The organism is Bosea sp. OAE506, assembly GCF_040546595.1.
Taxonomy (GTDB): Bacteria; Pseudomonadota; Alphaproteobacteria; order Rhizobiales; family Beijerinckiaceae; genus Allobosea.
In genome coordinates this window covers 4,571,345-4,595,228 of the sequence record NZ_JBEPOB010000001.1, presented here as the reverse complement: position 1 = coordinate 4,595,228, position 23,884 = coordinate 4,571,345, and the positions used below count along the sequence as shown (strand labels likewise).

19 protein-coding genes and 1 pseudogene are annotated in these 23,884 nt (G+C 69.3%); 12 read left to right on the top strand and 8 right to left on the bottom strand.

Annotated features, from left to right (window positions below):
- Nucleotides 1–4 precede the first annotated feature (4 nt).
- Nucleotides 5–1,780, top strand: coding sequence for an acyl-CoA dehydrogenase family protein (locus ABIE41_RS22305; protein WP_192642406.1), 1,776 nt, complete (start codon nucleotides 5–7; stop codon nucleotides 1,778–1,780).
- Between the two features lie 17 nt (nucleotides 1,781–1,797).
- Here ABIE41_RS22305 and ABIE41_RS22300 read toward each other — a convergent pair.
- A pseudogene (locus ABIE41_RS22300) lies at nucleotides 1,798–2,587 on the bottom strand (class I SAM-dependent methyltransferase).
- 80 nt (nucleotides 2,588–2,667) lie between these two features.
- Here ABIE41_RS22300 and ABIE41_RS22295 point away from each other — a divergent pair.
- The 5 genes from ABIE41_RS22295 (at nucleotide 2,668) to ABIE41_RS22275 (ending at nucleotide 7,821) form a co-directional block, all read left to right on the top strand.
- On the top strand, nucleotides 2,668–3,525 hold the full coding sequence (locus ABIE41_RS22295; protein WP_192642405.1) for an SDR family NAD(P)-dependent oxidoreductase: 858 nt from the start codon (nucleotides 2,668–2,670) through the stop codon (nucleotides 3,523–3,525).
- Nucleotides 3,526–3,612: 87 nt separating this feature from the next.
- A complete protein-coding gene (locus tag ABIE41_RS22290; protein ID WP_192642404.1) occupies nucleotides 3,613–4,602 on the top strand; it encodes a magnesium transporter CorA family protein in 990 nt (329 codons plus the stop codon).
- A gap of 101 nt (nucleotides 4,603–4,703) precedes the next feature.
- Nucleotides 4,704–6,488, top strand: a complete 1,785-nt coding sequence (locus ABIE41_RS22285) for an SLC13 family permease (RefSeq protein WP_192642403.1) — start codon at nucleotides 4,704–4,706, stop codon at nucleotides 6,486–6,488.
- Nucleotides 6,489–6,611: 123 nt separating this feature from the next.
- Entirely contained in the window at nucleotides 6,612–6,755 is a 144-nt protein-coding gene (locus ABIE41_RS22280) for a hypothetical protein (protein WP_192642402.1), read from the top strand.
- A gap of 136 nt (nucleotides 6,756–6,891) precedes the next feature.
- Nucleotides 6,892–7,821 carry a lipid kinase gene (locus ABIE41_RS22275; RefSeq protein ID WP_192642401.1) on the top strand — a complete coding sequence of 310 codons (930 nt, stop codon included), beginning with the start codon at nucleotides 6,892–6,894 and terminating at the stop codon, nucleotides 7,819–7,821.
- Nucleotides 7,822–7,832: 11 nt separating this feature from the next.
- Here ABIE41_RS22275 and ABIE41_RS22270 read toward each other — a convergent pair whose 3' ends face one another.
- From ABIE41_RS22270 to ABIE41_RS22260, 3 genes are all read right to left on the bottom strand, one after another.
- Nucleotides 7,833–9,806: a methyl-accepting chemotaxis protein gene (locus tag ABIE41_RS22270; protein WP_192642400.1), complete on the bottom strand. Its 1,974-nt coding sequence runs from the start codon at nucleotides 9,804–9,806 to the stop codon at nucleotides 7,833–7,835.
- A gap of 114 nt (nucleotides 9,807–9,920) precedes the next feature.
- Nucleotides 9,921–10,424, bottom strand: coding sequence for an MOSC domain-containing protein (locus ABIE41_RS22265; protein WP_192642399.1), 504 nt, complete (start codon nucleotides 10,422–10,424; stop codon nucleotides 9,921–9,923).
- A gap of 6 nt (nucleotides 10,425–10,430) precedes the next feature.
- A complete protein-coding gene (locus tag ABIE41_RS22260; protein ID WP_192642398.1) occupies nucleotides 10,431–11,477 on the bottom strand; it encodes a cysteine synthase A in 1,047 nt (348 codons plus the stop codon).
- Between the two features lie 132 nt (nucleotides 11,478–11,609).
- Here ABIE41_RS22260 and ABIE41_RS22255 point away from each other — a divergent pair, with 132 nt between their 5' ends.
- Together ABIE41_RS22255 and ABIE41_RS22250 are read left to right on the top strand one after the other, a co-directional pair.
- Entirely contained in the window at nucleotides 11,610–12,863 is a 1,254-nt protein-coding gene (locus ABIE41_RS22255) for a class I SAM-dependent RNA methyltransferase (RefSeq protein WP_354193124.1), read from the top strand.
- Nucleotides 12,864–12,903: 40 nt separating this feature from the next.
- Nucleotides 12,904–14,292 carry an FAD-binding oxidoreductase gene (locus ABIE41_RS22250; protein WP_192642915.1) on the top strand — a complete coding sequence of 463 codons (1,389 nt, stop codon included), beginning with the start codon at nucleotides 12,904–12,906 and terminating at the stop codon, nucleotides 14,290–14,292.
- Nucleotides 14,293–14,343: 51 nt separating this feature from the next.
- Here ABIE41_RS22250 and ABIE41_RS22245 read toward each other — a convergent pair whose 3' ends face one another.
- On the bottom strand, nucleotides 14,344–15,111 hold the full coding sequence (locus tag ABIE41_RS22245) for an SOS response-associated peptidase (RefSeq protein WP_192642397.1): 768 nt from the start codon (nucleotides 15,109–15,111) through the stop codon (nucleotides 14,344–14,346).
- A gap of 138 nt (nucleotides 15,112–15,249) precedes the next feature.
- Between ABIE41_RS22245 and ABIE41_RS22240 the strand changes: the two genes are divergently transcribed.
- Nucleotides 15,250–15,696 carry a hypothetical protein gene (locus ABIE41_RS22240; protein ID WP_192642396.1) on the top strand — a complete coding sequence of 149 codons (447 nt, stop codon included), beginning with the start codon at nucleotides 15,250–15,252 and terminating at the stop codon, nucleotides 15,694–15,696.
- Here ABIE41_RS22240 and ABIE41_RS22235 read toward each other — a convergent pair whose 3' ends face one another.
- Nucleotides 15,697–16,437 carry a TlyA family RNA methyltransferase gene (locus ABIE41_RS22235; RefSeq protein WP_354193121.1) on the bottom strand — a complete coding sequence of 247 codons (741 nt, stop codon included), beginning with the start codon at nucleotides 16,435–16,437 and terminating at the stop codon, nucleotides 15,697–15,699.
- Between the two features lie 10 nt (nucleotides 16,438–16,447).
- Nucleotides 16,448–18,361 (bottom strand): 1-deoxy-D-xylulose-5-phosphate synthase, encoded by a 1,914-nt coding sequence (dxs, locus tag ABIE41_RS22230; protein WP_192642394.1) that lies wholly within the window; start codon nucleotides 18,359–18,361, stop codon nucleotides 16,448–16,450.
- A 225-nt stretch (nucleotides 18,362–18,586) separates the two neighbouring features.
- Here dxs and ABIE41_RS22225 point away from each other — a divergent pair, with 225 nt between their 5' ends.
- The 3 genes from ABIE41_RS22225 (at nucleotide 18,587) to ABIE41_RS22215 (ending at nucleotide 22,951) form a co-directional block, all read left to right on the top strand.
- Nucleotides 18,587–20,227: an ABC transporter substrate-binding protein gene (locus ABIE41_RS22225; protein ID WP_192642393.1), complete on the top strand. Its 1,641-nt coding sequence runs from the start codon at nucleotides 18,587–18,589 to the stop codon at nucleotides 20,225–20,227.
- A 5-nt stretch (nucleotides 20,228–20,232) separates the two neighbouring features.
- Nucleotides 20,233–21,645 (top strand): amidase, encoded by a 1,413-nt coding sequence (locus ABIE41_RS22220; RefSeq protein ID WP_192642392.1) that lies wholly within the window; start codon nucleotides 20,233–20,235, stop codon nucleotides 21,643–21,645.
- 82 nt (nucleotides 21,646–21,727) lie between these two features.
- Nucleotides 21,728–22,951: an MFS transporter gene (locus tag ABIE41_RS22215; RefSeq protein WP_192642391.1), complete on the top strand. Its 1,224-nt coding sequence runs from the start codon at nucleotides 21,728–21,730 to the stop codon at nucleotides 22,949–22,951.
- Here ABIE41_RS22215 and ABIE41_RS22210 read toward each other — a convergent pair.
- Nucleotides 22,929–23,849, bottom strand: coding sequence for a pirin family protein (locus ABIE41_RS22210; RefSeq protein WP_192642390.1), 921 nt, complete (start codon nucleotides 23,847–23,849; stop codon nucleotides 22,929–22,931). The two genes, ABIE41_RS22215 and ABIE41_RS22210, sit on opposite strands and share 23 nt — an antisense overlap.
- Between the last annotated feature and the right edge of the window lie 35 nt (nucleotides 23,850–23,884).

The following is a 23,884-nucleotide window of genomic DNA, read 5'->3' as shown; positions in this document are numbered from 1 at the left end:
CACGATGAGCTATCGCGCCCCCGTCGAGGACATCCTCGCCACGATGCGTCATGTCGCGGGCCTCGACCGGCTGATCGCGGATGGTCTGGCGCCGGAGCTTGATGGCGACATGGCTCAGGCCGTGCTCGACGAAGCCGCGAAATTCGCTGGAGACGTGCTCGCGCCGCTGAACCGCATCGGCGACAAGCACGGCTCGGTTCTGAAGGATGGCGTCGTGACCACGCCGCCGGGCTGGAAGGATGCCTACACCGCCTGGGCAGGCGCAGGCTGGAACGCGCTTCCGGCCCCGGCAGAGCATGGCGGCCAGGGGCTGCCGGCGCTGCTGCAATCGGCCTGCATCGAGATGTGGAACTCTGCGGCCTTTGCCTTCGCGCTCGGGCCGCTGCTGACGGTCGGCGCCATCGAGGCGCTGCACGCCCATGGCTCGGAGCATCTCAAGGAGACCTATCTGCCCAAGCTCGTCTCAGGCGAGTGGATGGGCACGATGAACCTGACCGAGCCGCAGGCGGGCTCCGATCTCAACGCGCTGCGCGCCAAGGCCGAGCCGGTGGGCGACGGCACCTACAAGATCACCGGCCAGAAGATCTACATCACCTATGGCGAGCACGACCTGACCGAGAACATCGTGCATCTTGTGCTGGCGCGCCTGCCCGATGCGCCGGCCGGCACGCGCGGCATCTCGCTCTTCCTGGTGCCGAAATACCTCGTCAACGGCGATGGTTCGCTCGGCGCTCATAACGACCTGCGCTGCTCCGGCATCGAGCACAAGCTCGGCATCCACGCTTCTCCGACCTGCTCCATGGCTTATGGCGACAAGGGCGGCGCGATCGGCTGGTTGATCGGCGAGGAAAACCGCGGCCTCGCCTGCATGTTCACGATGATGAACAACGCCCGCCTCAACGTCGCGCTCCAGGGCGTCGCCATCGCCGAGCGGGCCTATCAGCAGGCGCTGTATTTCGCGAGGGAGCGCCGCCAGGGCACGGCGCTTGATGCGCCCAAGGGGGCGCCGATGAGCCCGATCATCATGCATCCCGACGTCCGGCGGATGCTCATGGAGATGCGCGCCAAGACTCAAGCCGCTCGCGCCATCGCCTATCAGGTCGCCGAAGCGCTCGACCGTTCCCACCGCGAGGCCGACGAGGCCGCGCGCAAGGCCGCGGCCGAACGCGCCGCGATCCTTACACCCGTCGCCAAGGCCTATGCCACCGATATCGGCGTCGAGGTCGCCTCCACCGGCATCCAGATCCATGGCGGCATGGGCTATGTCGAGGAGACCGGCGCCGCCCAGCATCTGCGCGATGCCCGCATCGCCACGATCTATGAGGGCACCAACGGCATCCAGGCCATCGACCTCGTGCTGCGCAAGCTGCCGCTCTCGGGCGGACAGGCGGTGGCCGACCTGATCGCGCAGATGCGCGCCGTGGTGTCGGAGGTGAAGGCGGCCAACACCCCCGGCTTCGGCCACAGCGCGGCGCGTCTGGGCGCCGCCGTCGATGCGCTGGAGCGCGCGACGCAGTGGATGCTGGCGACCATGGGCAGCGACCAGGGGGCCGTCCTGGCCGGCGCGACGCCCTATCTCAAGCTCTTCGCCTTGGCGCAGGGCGGCACAGGCCTCGCCCGCAAGGCGCTCGCCACCCGCACAGAGGCGCAAGGGACTGATGACCTCGCCACAGCCCGCTTCTTCGCCGAGATCCTGGTGACGGAAGCGCCCGCGCTGGAACTCGCGGTGACGGAGGGCGCGGGCGCCATCGCGGACGCGGCCGCCGTCTTCGCGGCCTGAGAGCGGCCTGCGCTGCGCTATCCCGCGGCCGGCTTGCGGACGCGGATGTGCAGGAACAGCGGGGCGACGCGAGTGTCGGCGATATAGGGATGCAGGCGGGCTATCTCGGGGCTGGCCGAGGGCTCGGCCATGTGCTCGATCGTGAGCCCAGCTCGAACGATCAGCGCCACCCACTCGCTCAGGGTGCGGTGGAAGCGCGGCACCCGGAACGGCTCGACGGCGGCTTTCTCCTCGGGTGGAGCGGCGCCGAAGCGCCAGATGTCGAGCGCGCCATCGATGCCGTCAAAGTATAGGGCGACCTCGACGGCGCGCACGGTCCCGTCCGGTTCGCGCAGCACCTTGCGGTGGCGTGAAACACGGGTGAAGGATCGAGAACTGCAGGAAGCCGCCCGGCTTCAGCACGCGTGCCGCCTCGGACAGCACGAGGTCCTGCCGCGGCATGTCCATCAGCGACATGAAGGCGGTGGCGAAGTCGAAGCGCGCATCGGGGAAGGGCAGGGCCATGCCGTCGCCGACCTGGTAGGCGATGCCGAGTGGCTGCGTGGCTTCGGTTGCCAGCGCATGGCGGATGAAGGTCGGAGCGATGTCGATCGCACTCATGCGCGCGCCGGCCTGCGCGAGTAGGCGCGAGTTCGCACCCTCGCCGCAGCCGATATCGAGCCCCTCGAACCCCGCCACATCGGGCAGGTTCGCCATGAAGACGGGCGTGTTGAGAGCGTCGCGGTAGAGATCGTAGCCGGCCCGCGCCTGGCGGGTCCAGGTTTCGGCATTGCCCTCCCAACAGGCGGCGACGTCACTGGCTTCCATGATCGCTCTCGCCTTTTAGGGGAGCGCTCGTCTAGAGCATCAACTGCTGCTCCGCCTGTCCGACCGCGAGGCCCTTAGCAATGAACGACGACGATCCCGGGAAGCGGCTTTCCGGCCGCGTCTGCCTCGTCGCCGGTGCCTCGCGCGGGCTCGGGCGCGGCATTGCCCGGGCGCTGGGGGATGCCGGCGCGACCGTCATCGTCACCGGCCGCTCCAGCGAGGCGGGTCCGCGCACCGACCATCGCCCCGAAACCTTCGAGGACACGGCCCGCGAGGTCGAGGCCGCCGGCGGCAAGGGCCATCCCTATCGCTGCGACCATGTCAACGAACGGGAGGTCGACCAGCTTGTCTCCTGGTGCCTGCGCCGTTTCGGGCGGCTGGATTGTGTCGTCGACGCGGTCTGGGGCGGCAATGAGGGCTATGACGGCGAGCGCTATCCCGACGGCTCGGCTTTTGGGGCGCCGTTCTGGCGCCGGCCGGTGGCGCGGCTCGGCCAGAGCTTCGAAAGCGGCGTCTATGCCCAGTTGTTGCTGGCGCGCGCGGTCGCGCCCGCCATGGTCCAGTCACGCAAGGGGCTGATCGTGACGGTGGGGTTTGACACGTCCGGCGGCTATCTCGGCGACGTCTTCTACGATCTGGCGCAGGCGGCGATGCACAGGCTGACGCTGGCCATGGCTGAGGAGCTGAAACCCTTCGGTGTCACCGCGCTCGGTCTCTCGCCGGGCCATGTCCTGACCGAGCGCGTCCGCGAGGCCGGCCTCGCGCAGGCGGACAGCGAGACGCCGGCCTATGCCGGCCGCGCCGTCGCCGCGCTGCTGCAGGACGCCGAGGTGGCGCGCCATGCCGGCCGTGTGCTGCATGTTGCCGATCTCGCCCGGCATTATGGCTTCACGGACAGGGACGGCAGCGCGCCGCCGCGTTTCACCGTCCCGTCATGAGGCATGGCCCATAGCGTTTGACACGGGCTGCGGATCGGCGTTCCTGCCGCGCTCAGCCTGCAACCTGCGCCGCCCGAAGGTCCGCCCATGATCCTGATCCACGGAATCTGCCAGCAGACGCGCGACAAGCTCCTGCCCCGCACGGTGGAAGCCGATTCGCCGTTTCCGGTGGATTCGATCTGGATCGATCTGCTGAACCCGACCGCCGGGGAGGATGCGCGCGTCGAGAAGCATCTCGGCGTTTCGATCCCGACGCGGGAGGAAATGCACGATCTCGAGCCGTCCGAGATCATCTACACCGAGAACGGCGCGCATTACATGACCGCGCGCATCATCTGCCAGTCGGAAACCATCGTGCCCCGGCTGGCGGACGTCACCTTCATCCTGACCGACAAGGCACTGGTGACGGTGCGCTATGACGAGCCCGGCGCCTTCAACATCTTCCTGAACCGGGCCACCAAGCCGGGTGGCTGCGGCACCCAGCCCGAGGCGGTGCTGGACGGGCTGATCGAGGCTATCGTCGATCGCGCCGCAGAGGTGCTGCGCGGCGTCGGCGACCGGATCGATGATGCGTCGCGGCGGATCTTCGCCGGTCGCGGCCAGGACGTCGAGCAGGGCAGCGCCTATCAGGCGGTGATCCAGAAGATCGGCCAGTACGAGCACATCATCTCGAATGTTCGCGAGAGCATGGTTTCGGTCGAGCGCGTCCTGCTCTTCCTCTCGGCCAACTATACGAGACCGAAGAAGGCGCAGACCGGCTTCTCGGCCGAATGGCGCGCCGCCGTCCGCGACGTGCAGGCCATCGAGGAACACGCCACCTTCCTCTCCAACAAGCTGCAGTTCATGCTCGACGCGACGCTGGGCCTCGTCTCGATCGAGCAGAACAAGATCATCAAGCTGTTCTCGGTCGTCTCTGTGGCGCTGATGCCACCAACGCTGATCGCGTCGATCTACGGCATGAACTTCAAGACCATGCCGGAGTTGGAGTGGCAGTGGGGCTACCCCATGGCGATCGGGCTGATGATCCTCTTCGCCGTGCTGCCCTACATGTTCTTCCGCTGGAAGAAGTGGCTTTAGCGCATCGGCACGGAAACGGCTGACCGGTTTCCGGCTGAGCCGATGGGCGGATGAATGCCGGCGCGGTCTCCCGCGGCGCGGGATGATGCGGGCGATTGCCGATGACGACCCCCCAACTGCTTTCCGTCTCGCTCGTGGCGGTGATGATGGCTGCCTTCCTCTGGGGGCGGCTGCGTTATGACATCGTCGCCATGCTGGCGCTGCTGGCGGGCGTCGCCATCGGCATCATCCCGGCCGGCGAGGCCTTCAAGGGTTTCTCCGACGACATCGTCATCATCGTCGGCAGCGCGCTCGTTCTCAGCGCCGCGGTGTCCCGTTCGCGCGTGATCGAGCGTGGCCTCTCGCGCGTCATGCCGGCCCTGGGATCGACGCAGGCGCAGGTCGTGCTGCTGGTGCTCTCGGTCGCGGTCCTTTCGGCGATCATCAAGAACATCGGCGCGCTCGCGATGATGCTGCCCATCGCCTATCAGCTCGCCCGCAAGGGCGGCAGGTCCCCTTCGGTCTTCCTGATGCCGATGGCGTTCGCCTCACTGCTCGGCGGCATCGTCACGCTGGTCGGCACCTCGCCCAATGTCATCGTCGCGCGCGTGCGCGCCGAGCTCGGCGGCCAGCCGTTCTCGATGTTCGATTTCACCCCCGTCGGCATCGTCGTCGCGCTCGCCGGCTGCGCTTTCCTCGCCCTCGGCTATCGCCTGCTGCCGCAGGACCGACGCGGCGCGGTCTCGCTCGACCAGGCGATCGACATCAAGGATTACGTGACCGAGGCCAGGATCGGGCAGGCCTCCGCGCTCGCGGGCCGGACAGTCGCGGACCTCAAGGCTTTAGGCGGGGGCGACCTCCAGATCGTCGCCATCCTGCGCGACGAGCGGCGCCTGCAGGCGCCGCTGCCGGATGCCAGCCTCAAAAGCGGCGACACGCTTCTCCTGCGCGGCGACGCGGCTGTGCTGGAACGCGTCGTCGCCGAGGGCGGCCTCGACCTCGACGGCCAGCACCGGCCGATCGAGAAGGAGGACGCGCTCGATCCCGACCAGGTCAGCGAGGCGATCATCGGTCCCAATTCGGTGCTGATTGGCCAGTCCGCCGGCGATATCGGCCTTCACGCCCGCTTCGGCGTCAACATGATCGCGATCAGCCGCGCGGGCGAGCGCTTCACGCAGCGTCTGCGCGACATCCGCCTGCGGGCCGGCGACATCGTCGTCATCCAGGGCGACGAGAAGCAGCTTCCGGAAAAGCTGATGGAGCTCGGCCTGCTGCCGCTCGCCGACCGGGTCGTCTCGCTGGGCTCGACCCGCAAGGCGGTGCTGACGGTGTCGATCGTGCTGGCGGCCGTGGTCACGCTCGCCTTCGGCCTCGCCCCCGTGCCGCTGACCTTCTTCGCCGCCGCGGTCCTGCTGATCGCGCTGCGCTGCCTGCCGCTGCGCGAGGCTTATGGCAGCATCGACGCGCCGATCCTGCTGATGCTGGCGGCGCTGATCCCGGTCAGCGACACGCTGCGCTCGACCGGGGCCACCGACGTCTTCGCTGGCTGGCTGGCGCAGATCGGCGCGGGCCTGCCGGGCTGGGGCTCCGTCGCGCTGATCCTGGCCGCCGCGATGGCGGTGACGCCCTTTCTCAACAATGCCGCGACCGTGCTGGTGATGGCGCCGATCGGCGCCGGCTTTGCCGCCAAGCTGGGCTACAACCCAGATGCCTTCTTGATGGCGGTGGCGATCGGGGCGGCCTGCGATTTCCTCACGCCGATCGGCCACCAGTGCAACACGCTGGTGATGGGCCCGGGCGGCTACAAGTTCAGCGACTACCCGCGGCTGGGCGCGCCGCTGTCGCTGATCGTCCTCGTGGTGGCGGTCCCGATGATCCTGATCGTCTGGCCGTTGCGGGCGGGCTGACACCGCTTTCCGAGCGTCTTTCGCGTTGCGGCATGAAACCTCTCAGCTTCTTGTGCGTTGCAGCATTTCGGCCTATCCCAGTGCGGCCACCGCAACCTCTCCCAACCGACGAAAGGAGCGACGATGCTGGAACGGCATGAGGGCGACACCCTGCCCCAGGACGAGTGCGACCGTCCCGAACCGCAAACAGAAGCCATGGAGACCGACGAGACCACTGCGGTCTCGAACCGCGACTACCAGGCCGGCTTCTGGAGCCCGCCCAACTGACGCGGGCCGCCGCAACAGGGCCCGGCGCGGCAGGTGCCGCGCCGCGCCCGTCGAGCGGCCGCGGTTGAAAAGCCGCAAAGGCCCGCCCACTTCCGTGACCCGGCCGGTATCGGCCAAGAGGGAACCGGCGCAGGCCATGACGGAAACCACGAAACGGCGAGCCCTTCTGCTCCGCAATCCGAAGTCGCGGCGCGGCGGAGAGTCGATCGACGCCGTGCTGCAGCGACTGGACGACGGTGGCATCACGACCACCGTCGAGACCTTCGAACATCTGCCCGAGATCGCCCGCGACATCGTTCGGCTGCGCGACACGGCGGATCTCGTCGTCGTCTGCGGCGGCGACGGTTCGGTCTCCTCCTCGGCGCTGGCCGCGATGGAGAGCGGTCTGCCGCTCGGCATCATCCCGATGGGCACCGCCAATGACCTCGCCCGCACGCTCGATCTGCCGCTCGATCCCGCCGAGGCGGCGGGCGTCATCGCGGCGGGCCTGACGCGCCTTGTCGATGTCGGCACCGTCAACGGCCACGCCTTCTTCAATGTCGCCAGCATCGGGCTGAGCAGCGACCTCGCCCAGGGGCTCGACCCCGCGCTGAAGAAGCGCTTCGGACGCGTGGGCTACGCGCTCGCCGCCCTCAAGGTGCTGACCAAGGCCTCGACCTTCGCCGCCACCATCATCGAGAAGGGGCGGGCGACCCAGGTCGAGACCTTCCAGATCGCGATCGGCAACGGCCGCCATTATGGCGGGGGCAATGTCGTCGAGCAGGACGCCGAGATCGATGACGGCTCGCTCGATCTCTACAGCCTGGAACTCGGCAACGTCTGGAAGCTGGCGCTGATGCTGCGCTCCTTCCGCTCGGGCACACACGGCGCCTGGCAGGAGGTGCGCACTGCAAAATGCACCGAGTTCACCATCAAGACCCGCAAGCCGATGCCCATCAACGCCGATGGCGAGATCGTCACGGCGACGCCGGCTTTGTTCAAGGTCCATCCGAAGGCGGTGTCGATCTTCGCGCCGCCGGCCGGCCCCGAGCGGCTGGCCCTTCCGGGGCGGCTGTACCACCGCTGATCGGACGGCCGTCAGGCGGCGAGCGTCGCCATCAGCTTCTCGACCTCGCGGGCGAGCCGCTGGCTCTGCTCGGTGAGCTGGCGCGCCGAGAGGTTCACCTGGGCGGCGGCCTCCGTCGTGAGCTTCGCCCCGCCGCTGACTTCGCCGATGGTATGGGCGACCTCGACCGTCAGATGCGCGGTGCGCTGCGCATTGCTCGAGATCTCCTGGATGATCACCGTCTGCTCGACGAAGGCGGCCGCCATCGCCGTCGAGATGTCCGACATCTTCTCGATCGTGCTGCTGACCTCGCCGATCGACTCGACCGAGCTGCGGGCGGCGTCCTGCATGTCGCCGACGAGCTTGGCGATGTCGTGGGTGGCGCTCGCGGTCTGCGCCGCCAGCGCCTTCACCTCGGCCGCAACCACGGCGAAGCCGCGCCCGGCCTCGCCCGCCCGTGCGGCCTCGATCGTCGCATTCAGGGCCAGAAGGTTCGTCTGCTGCGCGATGTCGGTGATGACGCCCAGCACCGACCCGATCCGCTCCGCCGCGCTCGACAGGGACGCCATGCGTCCATCGGTGCGGCGGGCGTGATCCACCGCATCCCGTGCGAAGCGGCTCGAATCGTCGAGCTGGCGGTTGATCTCGCTGACGGCGACGGCGATCTCCTCGGCGGCGACCGCCATCGAGCTGACATGGGTCGAGGCCTCCCGCGCCGCGACGCCGACCAGCTCGGAGCGGTTCTGGGCGCGGCCGGCGGTCGAGGACATGTCGTCGGCGGCCGCCTCGAGCTGCATTGATGCGGCCGCGACGCTGGCGACGATGTCGCCGGCGGCCGCCTGGAAGCGGTTCGCTACATTGTGCAGCAGCCGTTCGCGCTCCTGCGCATTACGGCCCTCGATCGCATCCATCTCCAGCCGGGCGGCGTCGGCTGCGATGAGCTGGCGGCGGAAATCCTCGATCGCGCGGGCGATGTCGCCGATCTCGTCCGAGCGGTCGCAGCCGCTGATGGCAGTCTCGCGCTGGCCGGCGGAAACGCGCGCCACCTCGCTCGAGAGCGCCACGAGGGGCATCGTGAGACTGCGCGCCGCCGCGACCGTGAAGAAGATGATGACGATGAAGAAGGTGAGCTGGAGACCGAGCTTCATCGCGATCTCGCTGCGATGGAACGCGATCCGGTCGGCGAGCAGCGCGGCGAGGCTCGTCTCGACCACGCGCGACAGCTTGGGAATCGTGTCGGCCTCTGCGTCGAGGGCGGCCTCGGCTTCGGCGACGAGCCGCACCATCGGGGCGCTGTCCATCTCGACGATGATCGCCTGCATCGCCCGCGTCACCGTATGGGCGCCCTTGAGCAGGGCCAGCGCCGCATCGCCGATCTGCGCCTGAAGCCCGCCGCCGGCATTGCCTTCGACGGCAGAGGCGATCGCATTCTGCACGGCGTCGCGCGAGCGGGCGAAGCGGCTCTCGGCCGACACCAGAACCGCGACATCGCCACGCGAGCCGAACCCGGCCCGGAAGGGATCCAGCGCCCGGCGCAGCAGGGCGGCGGACGTCGCGAACTCGGGTAGCAGCACGGTTGCGACGCTCATGAGGTAATAGCTGTCGAGCTTGGGATCGAGCGTCAGGTAGGAGCCGTCGGCGATCTTCACCAGCGCGCTCTGGGCCTGCTCCATCGCCTGCACCGGATCCGGGCGGACCGCGGCGCGCAGGAAGGCGGTGACGGCGTCGCCCGAGCCGAAGACCTCGTCGAAGGCCGCGCGACCGGCCTCGACCGCCGCGATCCTCTCTGCTGGAAGCGAAGCCGACCGGCGCGACAGCTCGCCGATCAGCGGCGTCAGCGTCTGTAGATAGCGGACCCCGTCGAGCTCCCGGCTGGCGAAGTTGATGTCCTTCTTGGCCTGGTCGAGATAGGCATAGGTCATTAGGCCGAAGGGCACCGCAACGAGCATCAGCAGGCAGAGCAGCTTCTTGCTGATGCGGAAATCGGCATAGCGGACGATGCGCATGGGCGGTGGACCCGAACCGCCGCAACCCTGATGCGGCCAAAGCATGACCTTAGGGCAGAAGAGCGCATTTTGAGTTAATCCGATCGCGCCGATCTCGGGCTTGTCGAGCCGATCTCACGGCGTGGGCAGGCGCTCCAGTGCATCTCCGATCCCGACGCCGCCGCCCTCGACCACCCGCGCCGTGATCCCGCCATGGCCGCGCACGGAGTTGTAGCCGCCCACGCCAAGGATCTCCTCCATTCGCGAGCAGGGATGGCATTCCCCGGTCGCCTCCAGCAGCGCGGAGCCGAGCCTGAAACGCCGACCCTTGAGGGCGGCGAGGTTGATTCCCGCGACCACACTGTTGCGCCGGAGCAGATCGGGACTGAGCCCGTCACGGCCAAGATACGAGGCGATCGCGTCCAGATGCTCGGCCTGGATCAGCGTGACGTGGCGGGCGCCGCCGGTGCGGCTGCTGTAATGGTCGCCGATGAGCCCTTCGCTGGCGTCGAGCGTCGCCGTTTCGACGGCGACCATCGGTGCCCGCCGCGCCGGGCGCAGGCCGATCCAGACGACACGCCCGGGCCGCAGCGGCGCGTCGATCAGCCGCGCGAGCGGGGAAGCGGGGTCGAGCGGCATCGCCGGTCAGCCCATCACGCGCGCGACCGTCTCCTTCAACGCGCCGGCATCCCGCTCCAGCCAGCCCGGCACGGGCAGGCCCTTTGAGCGCAGGAACGCGGGGTTGAACAGCTTGGACTGATAGCGCGTGCCGTAGTCGCAGAGGATCGTCACGATGGTGTGGCCGGGGCCGAGCTGCCGGGCGAGCCGGATCGCGCCCGCGACATTGACGCCCGACGAGCCGCCCAGGCACAGCCCCTCATGCTCGAGCAGATCGAAGACGATCGGGATCGCCTCCGAATCCGGGATCTGGAAGGAGACGTCGATCGGCGCGTCGACCAGATTGGCGGTGATGCGGCCCTGGCCGATGCCCTCGGTGATCGAGGAGCCCTCGGACTTGAGCTCGCCGGTCGTGTAGAAGGAATGCAGCGCCGCGCCCATCGGATCGGCCAGCCCGATGGTGATCTTCGGGTTGAAGCGCTTCAGCGCGATGCCGGTGCCCGCCAGCGTGCCGCCGGTGCCGACCGCGCAGATGAAGCCGTCGACCTTTCCGTCGGTCTGCGCCCAGATCTCGGGGCCGGTCGTCTCGACATGGCCCTGGCGGTTGGCGGTGTTGTCGAACTGGTTGGCCCATATCGCGCCGTTGGGCTCGGTCTTCGCCAGCTCTGCGGCAAGCCGGCCCGAGACCTTCACATAGTTGTTCGGGTTGACGTAGCCGACGGCCGGCACCTCGACCAGCGTCGCCCCGGCCAGCCGCAGCATGTCCTTCTTCTCCTGGCTCTGCGTCTCCGGGATCACGATCACGGAGCGATAGCCCAGCGCATTGCCGACGAGCGCGATGCCGATGCCGGTGTTGCCGGCCGTGCCCTCGACGATGACGCCGCCCGGCCGCAGCTGCCCCTTCGCCTCGGCGTCGCGGATGATGGCGAGCGCAGCGCGGTCCTTGACCGACTGGCCGGGGTTCATGAACTCGGCCTTGCCGAGGATGGTGCAGCCCGTCTGCTCCGAGGCCCGCTTCAGCTTGATGAGAGGCGTGTTGCCGATCGCTTCGATGACGCCGTCGCGGCTCGCCATATCCGGATTTCCCTGTTTGCTCCCAACCTGATAGGCGAAAGCGGCGGACGGGTCACCAGCCTCGCGCCGCTCGGCCCCCGAACGAAACAGGGCGATCGGCGATGGCCGGCGCCGGAGACGATTTTGCCCCCGATGACGCTCGCGATGAACGAGATTCTCTCCGTCGGCCGCCTCGGCCTGCGCGGCGACGGCATCGCGCAGACGCCGACGGGCGATGTCTTCGTGCCCTATGCGCTGCCCGGCGAGACGGTGCGTGCGGTGCGCGATGGCGAGCGCGCCCAGCTGGTCGAGATCATCACACCCGCCGAATCGCGCATCGCACCGATCTGCCCGCTCTTCACCCGCTGCGGCGGTTGCGCCGCGCAGCACATGTCGGAAAGCGTTTACCGCGAATGGAAGCGGCGGCAGGTCGAGACCACGCTGGAGCGGGCGGGCATCGCAGCGCCCATCGCGGAGATCGTCGACGCGCATGGCGCCGGCCGCCGCCGCGTCACCTTCCACGCCCGGCGCGAGGGCCCCGGCATGCTCGTCGGCTTCATGGTCGCGCGCAGCCATGATCTGGTCGCCGTGCCGGCCTGCCCGGTGCTGGCGCCGGGGCTGGCCCGCGCACCGGCCGCCGCCCAGCTCGTCGCCAACCGGCTCGGCGGGTCCAACAAGCCGCTCGACATCCAGGTCACGGCCTCCGAGGCCGGGCTCGACATCGACATTCGCGGCCACGGCCCGGCTGGCGAGAAGCTCAGGCTGTCCCTGACCGAGGCGGCCGAGCGGCTCGATCTGGCGCGTCTCTCGATGCATGGCGAGATCGTCGTCGAGCGCCGCCCGCCGCAGCAGCGCATGGGCAAGGCGATGGTCGCACCCGCGCCCGGCGGCTTCCTCCAGGCGACGGTTGCGGGTGAGGAGGCCATCGGCGCGCTGGTGCTTGCTGCATTGCCTGCCAAGGCCAAGCGCGTTGCCGATCTCTTCGCCGGTTGCGGGCCGATCTCGTTTCGCCTCGCCGAGCGCGCGCAGGTGCTGGCCGTCGAGAGCGACAAGGCCGCCATTTTGGCCCTGACGCGCGCCGCCAGCACGACGCAAGCGCTGAAGCCGATCGCCAGCGATGTGCGCGATCTCTTCCGGCGCCCGCTGCTGGAGCACGAACTGAACGGCTTCGACGCCGTCATCCTCGACCCGCCGCGCGCCGGCGCCGAGGCCCAGGCGCGGCGGCTGGCGGCGGCGAAGACCCCGACCGTGATCTACGTGTCCTGCGACGCGGGGAGCTTCGCGCGCGACGCCGCGATCCTGATCGCGGGCGGATATGCGCTGGACGGTGTGACGCCGGTCGACCAGTTCCGCTATTCCGCCCATATCGAGCTCGTCGGCGTGTTCCGGCGCGCCAAGAAGAGCTGAGACCCCGGAGGCATCCGTGAGCGCATCCATCCTCGACGACATGGCGGCCATCGTCGGCGCGAAGAACATCGTCACCGATGCCGACGCCATGGTGCCCTACCTCAAGGAATGGCGGGACCTGTTCCGCGGCAAGGCGCAGGCGATCGTGCGGCCGGGCTCGACACAGGAGGTCGCCGAGCTCGTCAAGCTCGCCGCCCGCACCGGCACGCGCCTCGTGCCCCAGGGCGGCAACACCGGCCTCGTCGGCGGCCAGATCCCGATCGCCGAGGGCCGCGAGATCGTGCTCTCGCTGCAGCGGATGGATCGCGTCCGCAGCCTCGATACCGACAGCGACACGATGACGGTGGAAGCCGGGCTGACGCTGCAGAAAGCGCAAGAAGCGGCGGAAGCGGCCGGGCGCCTCTTCCCGCTCTCGCTCGCCTCGGAAGGCTCCTGCACCATTGGCGGCAACCTCTCGACCAATGCCGGCGGCACGGCGGTGCTGGCCTATGGCAATGCCCGCGAGCTCTGCATGGGCCTCGAGGTCGTGCTCGCCGACGGGCGGATCTGGAACGGGCTGCGCCAGCTCCGCAAGGACAACACCGGCTACGATTTGAAGAACCTCTTCATCGGCGCCGAGGGCACGCTCGGCATCATCACCGCTGCCGTGCTGAAGCTGTTCCCGCAGCCCGCCGCGCGCGCCACCGCCTTCCTCGCCGTGCCCGACCCTGAAGCCGCGCTGGCGCTGCTCAACGCCGCCAAGGCCGGCGCCGGCGGCACGCTCACCACCTTCGAGCTGATGTCGCGGCTGGGCGTCGAGTTCGTCCTGCGCCACGCCGCCGGCGCGCGCGATCCGCTCTCGGAGCCCTCGCCCTGGTATGTGCTGATGGAAGTCTCCGCCCAGTCCGCAAGCGGGCTCGACGAGGCGGTCGAGGCCTTCCTCGGCGAGGCCCTGGAGAACGGGCTGGTCACCGATGCCGCGCTCGCCGGTTCGCTCGCCCAGCGCGCCGATTTCTGGAAGCTGCGCGAAATGCTGTCCGAGGTGCAGACCTATGAGGGCGGCTCGATCAAGCACGACGTCTCGGTGCCGCTGCATGCGGTGCCGGCCTTCATCGCCCGCGCCTCGGAAGCCGTCTCGGCGATGGTGCCGGGCTGCCGGCCGCTGCCCTTCGGCCACATGGGCGACGGCAACATCCACTTCAACGTCAGCCAGCCCGTCGGCGCCGACAAGGCCGGCTTCATCGCGCGCTGGGAAGAGATGAACACGGCGGTCCATGCCATCGTCAGTGAGATGCACGGCTCGATCTCGGCCGAGCATGGCATCGGCCGCCTGAAGCGCGACCTTTTGCCCGGTGTCAAGGACCCGGTCGAACTGGCCCTGATGAAGACGCTGAAGGCAACGCTGGACCCGCAGGGCATCCTGAACCCCGGCGCCGTGCTGCCGATGTGAGTTCCAACAGTTCGGGCAATGAACCGCCCCGATTGTCGGAACTGCTATACGTCAGAACAGGCTGCCCTGACCGTCATCCCTGGCGCGCGCCGCCGGTTTGGGTCTGGCGCTGACGGTCGTGGCCTTGGGCGCCTCCGCCGTCGCCGGATCGAACGGCGCCTGAACCTCCGGGCCGTCATTCGCCACCTTGTTCACGGCTTGGCCGATCCGCACCATCTCCAGCAGATCCTCCGGTGGCGGCCGCAGCAGCGCGGTGTAGGCCTTAGCCTCGGCCGCGGGATCGAGCCAACAGTCGAAATCGCGCGGATCGAGGATCACCGGGCAGCGGTCGTGGATCGCCGACATCAGCCCGTTCGCTGGCCCGTTGACGAGCGCGACGGTATCGATTTCCGAACCGTCCTGCGAATGCCAGGTCTCCCACAGCGCCGCGAAGGCGAAGAGCCCGCGGTCGGGCCGCCGGAACAGATAGGCCCGGCTCTCGGCCTGCCGACCCTCGCCGAGCCGGTGCCATTCATAGAAGCCGTCGGCCGGCATCAGGCAGCGCCGCCGTGTCAGCGCCGCGCGGAAGGAAGGCTTGGTCGCGGCGCTCTCGCCGCGGATGTTGATCACGAGCGGGAAGTCTTTGGGGTCCTTGACCCAGCCCGGGATGAAGCCCCAGCGCATCAGCATGAACTGGCGCTCGCCCTCGTGCTGTCGCACCACCGGCACGGGCTGCGTCGGCGCGATGTTGTAGCGCGGCGGAAAGTTCGGCTGCTCGGCATAGCCGAACAGCGAGCGCATCGCGGTGGGGGGCAGGGTGATGGCATAGCGACCGCACATGACCCCGATGTGGCCCTCCCTGTGGGCGCGATCAACACTTTCTTTGGGTTTGCCGCCGCATGATCGCCGCCTGTTCGGGCACGCGCCGACCGGCTCCGCGACCGGGGTACGGGCCGAGGGAGAGGACGCTGAGCGGATATGGCCAAGCATCCGCGCCTCTCGACGGACTATCTCAACCGCTTTGCCGAAGCGCTGATGCTGATCGACCTGGCGGCCGACGATCCCGACATCGTGCAGGATCTCAAGGCCTGGCGCAGCGTGACCTATCGCGAGCATTTCGAGACATCGCCTCTGCGCATCGCGGCCTCCGCGCTGGCGGCCTATGACCTCGTGCCGCCCGAGCGGCGGGAGGGCTTCGAGGAACTCTGCCGCGCCATGACGCGGCTGGTCACGACGGCAACCGCTCTCCTCGCCGACCGCGCCGACCGACTGGATGCCATCACCATCGTCGAAGTGGCGGGTGACGCGCTGCGCCGGCAGATCGCCCGCGCCACCGAGTTCATCAACGCCAATGGCGCCGTCGATATCGTCGCGATCGAGATGCGCGAATTGCAGGCGGAGGTCGACGCGCTGCTGCGCCGCTGATCAGCCCGCCCGGCGCCCGCCGATCAGGAACTCGCGATTGCCGTCGCCACCCTCGATCGGGGAGGGGACGGGCTCTTCGATCGTGAAGCCGAGTTCGGCCATCACGGTCGCAATCTCCGCGCAGACGCGCTGGTGCACCGCCTCGTCGCGCACGATGCCTTTCTTCAGCGCCGCGCGGCCGGCCTCGAATTGCGGCTTGATCAGCGCGGCGATCGCCGCATCGGGCGCCAGCAGAGCCGCCACCGCAGGCAGCACGAGCCTCAGCGAGATGAAGCTGACATCGATCGCGGCGAGCGTCGGCGGCTCGGGAAGCTCGGCAGCCGTCAGGCTGCGGATGTCGCAGCCTTCGAGGCTTGTCACCCGCGGATCACCCCGCAGCGACGCATGCAACTGGTCGCGGCCGACATCGACAGCGATGACGTGGCGCGCGCCGCGCTTCAACAGGAGGTCGGTGAATCCTCCGGTCGAGGCGCCGACATCGATGCAGACGCGGTCCTTCGGATCGAAGCCGAAGACATCGAGCGCCTCAGCCAGCTTGAGCGCGCCTCGCGAGACGTAAGGGTGCGGCGCCTGCGCGGTCAGCACCGCTGTTGGCGCGAGCATCTGGGATGCCTTGCGGACAGGATGGCCATCGGCGATCACGAGGCCGGCGGCGATGGCGGCCTGGGCGCGCGCACGGCTCTCGCACAGCCCGCGATCGACGAGCAACTGGTCTGCCCGGCTCTTGACGACGACCGCCACGGGACTGCGGTCAGGCGCGCCTGGCCGCGACCGGGACGCCGAGCGCCCCTTCCACCGTCCGCACGATCCCGGCGGCATCGAGGCCGGCGGCGGCGTACATCGCCTCGGGCTTGTCATGCTCCTGATAGGTGTCGGGCAGAGTCAGCGTGCGCACCTTGAGTCCACCATCGAGCGCGCCGCAGCGGGCGAGCAGGTGCAGCACATGCGCGCCGAACCCGCCGACCGAGCCTTCCTCGACCGTGACGAGGATTTCGTGCTCGCGGGCGAGCCGCAGGATCAGCGCCTCGTCGAGCGGCTTGGCGAAGCGCGCATCCGCGACGGTGGTCGACAGGCCGCGCTGGCCGAGCTGCTCGGCCGCCATCAGGCACTCGGCAAGGCGCGTGCCGAGCGAGAGCAGCGCGACGCGCGAGCCCTCGCGCACCACCCGCCCGCGGCCGATCTCGAGCGGCACGCCGATATCGGGGATTTCGACCCCCACGCCTTCGCCGCGCGGATAGCGGAAGGCGATCGGCCCCTCGTCGAAGGCGGCCGCCGTGGCGACCATATGCGTCAGCTCCGCCTCGTCGGCCGCGGCCATCACGACCATGTCCGGCAGGCAGGCGAGATAGGCGATGTCGAAGGCGCCGGCATGGGTCGCGCCGTCGGCGCCGACCAGCCCGGCGCGGTCGAGCGCGAAGCGCACGGGCAGCTTCTGGATCGCCACGTCATGGACGACCTGGTCGTAGGCCCGTTGCATAAACGTGGAGTAGATCGCGCAGAACGGCTTGTAGCCCTCGGTCGCGAGGCCGGCAGCGAAGGTCACCGCATGCTGTTCGGCAATGCCGACATCGAAGGTGCGCGCCGGAAATTCCTTGCCGAAGGCGTCGATGCCGGTGCCCGACGGCATCGCGGCGGTCACCGCGACGATCTTGTCGTCCTCGCGGGCGGCCTTGATCAGAGCATTGCCGAAAACGGCCGTGTAGCTCGGCGCATTGGCGGGCGCCTTGGCCTGCTGGCCTGTGACCGGGTCGAACTTGACCACCCCGTGATACTTGTCGGCGCTGGCCTCGGCGGGAGCGTAGCCCTTGCCCTTCTGCGTCACGACATGGACGAGGATCGGCCCCGTCTGCGAGTCGCGCACATTGCGCAGGACCGGCAGCAGATGGTCTAGATTATGCCCGTCGATCGGGCCGACATAGTAGAAGCCCAGCTCCTCGAACAGCGTCCCGCCGGTGAAGAAGCCGCGCGCGAACTCCTCCGTGCGCTTGGCCTTCTCGTGGAAGAAGCGCGGCAGCCGCTCGGCCAGATGCTTGCCGATCTCGCGCAGCGAGCGATAGGTCCGCCCCGAGACGAGGCGGGCGAGATAGGCCGACATCGCGCCGACGGGCGGGGCGATCGACATGTCGTTGTCGTTGAGGATGACGACGAGGCGCGAGCCGAGCGCTCCCGCATTGTTCATCGCCTCATAGGCCATGCCGGCCGACATCGCCCCGTCGCCGATCACGGCGATGACATTGTTGCTGCCGCCGGCGAGATCGCGGGCCACCGCCATGCCGAGACCGGCCGAGATCGAGGTCGAGGAATGCGCCGCGCCAAAGGGGTCGTATTCGCTCTCCGAACGACGCGTGAAGCCGGACAGTCCGCCGGGCTGGCGCAGGGTGCGGATGCGCTCGCGCCGGCCGGTGAGGATCTTGTGGGGATAGGCCTGATGCCCGACATCCCAGATCAGCCGGTCGCGCGGCGTATCGAAGACGTGGTGCAGTGCGACCGTCAGCTCGACGACGCCGAGACCGGCGCCGAGATGGCCGCCCGTTACGGAGACGGCGCTGATCGTCTCCTGCCGCAACTCCTCGGCGACCTGACGCAGATCGCTGTCGGGCAGTTTGCGGAGATCGTCGGGCGTGTGGACGCGGTCGAGGATCGGCGTGTGAGGGCGCTGGGTCACGCGCCGGGTCTATCGCATCCCGCCGGGGTGGCACAAGGGCGGCAAGGTCGCGCGGGCTGGCGCGCCACCGCTCAGCCTGGCCATCGCCCCTGTGAAAGCTTCGTTTACCATAAGGTTATGGATAAGCCGCCTTCTGCACGCGTCGGCGGCTCAAACCGGCTTGTGCAGAGGCATGCAACTTGCTCCAACGGCAGCCGGGCGACGCTAGGACGGGGGAGAAAAGCGATGCGTTTCAAGGGGTCTGCAGAGGTCGCGGGGCGGTGCAGGGCCGCTCTCAGGATCGCGTTGCTGGCCGGGCTGGCCTGCGTCGGTCTCAGCCAGCCAGCGCAGTCGCAGGGCACGCTCCGCATCGCCATGACGGCGGCCGACATCCCCACCGCCACCGGCATGCCCAACAACGGCTTCGAGGGAATGCGTTTCCTCGGCTACCCCGTCTTCGAGAGCCTCGTGCTGTGGGATCTCACCACCACGGATCGTCTGGCGCCGCTGCGGCCGGGCCTGGCCGAGCGCTGGGAGCAGGCTCCCGGCGACCCGACGACCTGGATCTTCCATCTGCGCCGCGGCGTCACCTTCCATGACGGGACGCCCTTCGATGCCGATGCGGTGATCTGGAACTTCGAGCGCTATTTCAACAAGGATGCGCCGCAGTTCGAGGCGCCGGCGGCCGCGATCATCCGGGCCCGGGCGCCGATCATGACCGGCTACCGCAAGATCGACGCCTCGACCGTGGCGATCACCACCAACTCGGCCGCCTCCTACTTCCCCTACATGGTCTCGCTGGCGCTGCTGAGCTCGCCCGCCTCCTTCGAGAAGGCCGGCCGCGATTGGGCGAAGACGGCGCTGCTGCCGTCGGCCGGCACCGGTCCGTTCCGGATCGCCAGCGTGGTCCCGCGCGAGCGCGTCGAACTGGTGCGCCATGACGGCTACTGGGACGCCGCCGGCAAGGCGAAGCTCGACAAGGTCGTGCTGCTGCCCATGCCGGAGGCGAATGCGCGGCTGGCGGCTCTGCGCACCGGCCAGGTCGACTGGATCGAGGTCCCGCCGACGGACGGCATCCCGTCGCTGCGGCAGGCGGGCTTCGCCATCACGACGGGCTCCTACCCGCATGTCTGGCCCTGGCTGTTCAACATCGGCGCGGCGGACAGCCCGCTGAAGGATGTGCGCGTCCGCCAGGCCCTGAACTACTGTGTCGACCGCGACGGCATCGTCGCCCTGCTCAATGGCACGGCCGAGCCGGCCATCGGCTGGCTCAAGGCCAGCGACCCTGCCTTCGGCAAGCCCGCCAATCGCTATCGCTTCGACCCCGCCAAGGCGAAGGCGTTGCTGGCCGAGGCCGGGTTCGGCCCGCAGAAGCCGCTGACCTTCAAGGTCATGATCTCGACCTCGGGCTCCGGCCAGATGGCGCCGCTGCCGATGAACGAGTTCCTCCAGGCCAGCATGAGGGAGGCCTGCGACATCCGGATCGAGTTCAACGTCTCGGAATGGCAGGTCCTGCTCAACAGCATGCGCGCCCAGCCCGACCAGCCCTCGCTGGGCGGCTCGCTCGCCCTCAACATCGCCGGCCCCTCGACCGATCCGAGCGTCATGGCCCGCTATTTCGGCGCCGCCAGCGCCCCGCCCAACGGCTTCAACTTCCCGCAATGGAAGGATGCCGCCTTCGAGGCCGCGCTGGCGAAGCTCGCCGCGGCGAACGATCCCCGCGTGATCGAGGCGCAGACCGCGTTCGCGCATGAGCGGCTGGTGGACGATCCGCCCTGGCTGTATGTTGTCCACGATCTCAATCCGCGCGCCATGTCGAAGAAGGTCCAGGGCTTTGTCTCCCCGCAATCCTGGTTCGTCGATTTGACCCGCATCAGCATGCAGTGACCCTCATGGACACCGCCTCTCGCAGCAGTTCGGACCCGGCCCTGTGGCCGGCCCATGTCCTGGCGCGGGAGATCGCGGCCCGGCGGCTCTCGCCCGTCGATGTCGTCGAGGCGCTGCTGGCACGGATCGAGCGGCTCGACCCGAAGCTGCACGCTTTCGTCGACGTCTATGCCGACGATGCGCGGCTCGCCGCCGAGGCTGCGGAGAAGGCGATCCGCGCCGGCCATGCGGTGGGGCCGTTGCACGGCATGCCGGTCGCGCTGAAGGATCTGATCGACCTCGAGGGGCGCATCACCACCGGCGGCTCGGCCCATTGGCGCGGCCGCCGCTCGACCATGACCGCAACCATCGCCAGGCGCATGTTCGCCCAGGGCATGATCGTGCTCGGCAAGACGCATACGGTCGAGTTCGCCTATGGCGGCTGGGGCACCAACGAACACATGGGCACGCCCTGGAACCCCTGGGACGAGGCCGTGCCGCACACGCCGGGCGGCTCCTCCAGCGGCTCCGGCGTCGCCGTCGCTGCAAGGCTGGCGCCCTGGGCGATCGGAACGGATACGGGCGGATCGGTCCGGCTGCCGGCCGCCTTCTGCGGCATCACCGGGCTGAAGGTCACGATCGGGCGCATCCCGGTCACCGGCGTCATCCCGCTCTCCGCGACGCTCGACACGCCCGGGCCGATGGCGCGCAGCGTCGAGGATTGCGCTCTGCTCTACGACGTCCTGCAGGGGCCCGATGCCGCCGACCCGAACACCCGCGGCGTCATGTCCGAGAGCCCGATGTCGACGCTGCGGCGCGGCGTGCGCGGCCTGCGCCTCGCTCGCATGCCGCAGCGCGACCGCGCTGGCTGCGACGCGCAGGTGCTGGCGGCCTATGACCGCTCGCTGACCACGCTCGCCGGCCTCGGCGCCGAGATCGTCGACATCGATCTGCCCTGGCCGCTCGAGCATTTCACCACGACGAGCGGCATCGTCATGGCCGAAGCTTTCTTCAACGGCGGTGCCATGGCGCAGGACGCCTCCGCGCCGCTCGACCCGGCGGTCCGCGCCCGCTTCCTCGCCGGCGCTGAACTGACCGCGCAGGATTATCTGGCCACGAAGGCCTTCCAGGCCCAGGCCAAGCGCGACCTCGCCGTGGCGATGGCCGATATCGACGCCCTGCTGACCCCGAGCACCGCCACCCCTGCGATCCCGCTCGATGCGGTCGATCAGGATGTGATGCCGTCGCGCTTCACGCGTTTCGGCAATGTCATGGAGATGTGCGGGCTGTCGCTGCCCAACGGCTTCACCGCGTCGGGCCTGCCGCTCTCGCTGCAGATCTCCTGCCTGGGCTATCAGGAGGCGATGGCGCTTCGCATCGGCTTCGCCTTCCAGCAGGCGACGGATCACCACCTCGCCATCCCGCCCATGGTGGCCTGAGAGCAGGCCTCAACAGGAAACGGGTGGGAGCCGCCGGCGCCGGCTGACATCACCTGCCGACCTCCTCGGCAGGAGTTCCTCCGTGACGCCCACCGCCTTCCCGATCCTGCTGCTCCCCGGGACCATGGCCCAGTTCGCCGACCGGCTGGCGCTCGACACGATCACGCTGGCGGCGACGCAAGGTGGCGCCAGCCCGCGCCTCGTCGGCCTGCTGGTCGCGGCCCAGTCCGCGGCCTGGCTGCTGGTGTCGCTGCCGGCCGGCGTATTCTCCGACAGGCTCGCCCCGCGCGATCTCATCCGCTTCGGTGGGGCCCTGATCGCGACGGGCGCGGCGGCAGGCGCGGCTCTGCTGGCGCTCGGCCACACCGGCTGGCTGCTGGCCGCGACGAGCTTTGCCGCTGCGGCCGGCGCGGTGGTGATCGCGCTGTCGATCTTCGTGCTGATGCCGCGCACCGTCGCGATCGCCGACCTGCCGCGCGCGAATGGGCGGCTCGAACTGGGCCGCGCCGTCTTCAGCCTGGCGGCGCCGCTGATCGCCGGCTGGGCGGTTTCGCGTGGGCAGGGCTGGCTCGGCTTGAGCCTCTGCGCGCTCGCGGGCGTGCTGGCGCTGGCGGCTGCCTCCCGCCTGCCGGGCGAGCGCCCGCCGCCGCCGCCGCGGCTGCCACTGCACCGGGCCATCGCCGAAGGCGGCCGCTTCGTCGCCCGCCACCCCTATCTGCGGCCGATCGCGCTCTGCGCCATCGCCTGGAACCTCGCCTTCTTCGCCTTCACCGCGATGGTGGCGCCCTATGCCGCGCGCATTCTGCTGCTGGCCCCGGAGCGGATCGGCCTCGCCACGGCCGTCTATGGCGCCGGGTTGATCGCCGGAGCGGTCAGTGGCGCGACCCTCATCGCGCGACTGCCGGTGGGGATCGTCCTCGTCTTCGGCCCAGCCTCGTCACTGCTCGGGGCGGCCCTGCTGGCGCTGGCGCCGCCCGCCTTCGGCTGGCCCGCGCTCGCGCTCGCCTTCTTCCTCTTCGGCTTCGGCCCGATCCTCTGGTTCATCGCCCAGACCAGCCTGCGCCAGGCGGTGACGCCGCCGCATCTGCTCGGCCGCGTCAGCGCGACGCTGACCACGGCGATCTATGGCATGCGCCCGCTCGGCGCTCTGGCGGGCGGGCTCGCGGCCGAATACGGGGGGCTGGAGGCGGCGATCGGGCTGCCAGTCGTGCTCTTTGCCCTCTCGGCGCTCGCGATCCTCGCCTCGCCGATGCCGCGGCTGAAGGCGATGCCGGAGGGAGAGCTCACCCCTCGGGCAGCGGGATGAACTCGGCCTCGTCGCCCGGCACGGTGTCGAAGCGCCCCGCCTTCCATTCCGCCTTGGCCTGGTCGATCCGCTCCTTCGACGAGGAGACGAAGTTCCACCAGATGTGGCGGGGGCCGTCCATCGGCTCGCCGCCGACGATCATCAGCCGGGTCTGGTCGATGCCGAGGATCGAGATGCGGTCGCCCGGCTTGAAGATCAGCAACTGCCCGGCGCCGAACTCGTCGCCGGCAATGTCGACCTTTCCGGAGACGATATAGATCGCGCGCTCGTCATAATCGGAATCGAGCGGCAGGATCGCGCCCGGCGAGAGCACGGCCTCGGCATAGAGCGCATCCCAGGGAAAGCTGACGGGCGAGGTCTGGCCATAGGCCGAGCCCATGATCAGGCTGATGCGCTTGCCGCCTTCCACGATCCGCGGCAGTTCGGGGGCCGCATGGTGGACGAAGGCCGGCGCGGTCTCCTCATGCGATTTCGGCAAGGCGAGCCAGGCCTGGATGCCGAACAGCTTCGGCGGCTTCTGGCGCTCCTCCAGCCCGGTGCGCTCGGAGTGGACGATGCCGCGCCCCGCCGTCATCAGATTGACCGCCCCGGGACGGATCGGCAGCGCGGTGCCCAGCGAATCCCGGTGCATGATCTCGCCGTCGAAGAGATAGGTCACGGTCGAGAGCCCGATATGCGGGTGCGGGCGGACATCGATCCCCTGGCCGAGCAGGAATTCCGCAGGCCCCATCTGGTCGAAGAAGATGAAGGGCCCGACCATCTTGCGCCCCACCGAGGGCAGCGCGCGGCGAACCGAGAAGCCGCCAAGATCATGCGCGCGTGGCACGATGACCTGCTCGATCGCCTCGCAGGAGCGGGCATCGCCCAGGACGGGGTCTTCGGCGGGAAGCTGGGACATGGCGAACCTCTCCGGTGAGGCAGCCAGAGTGCGGG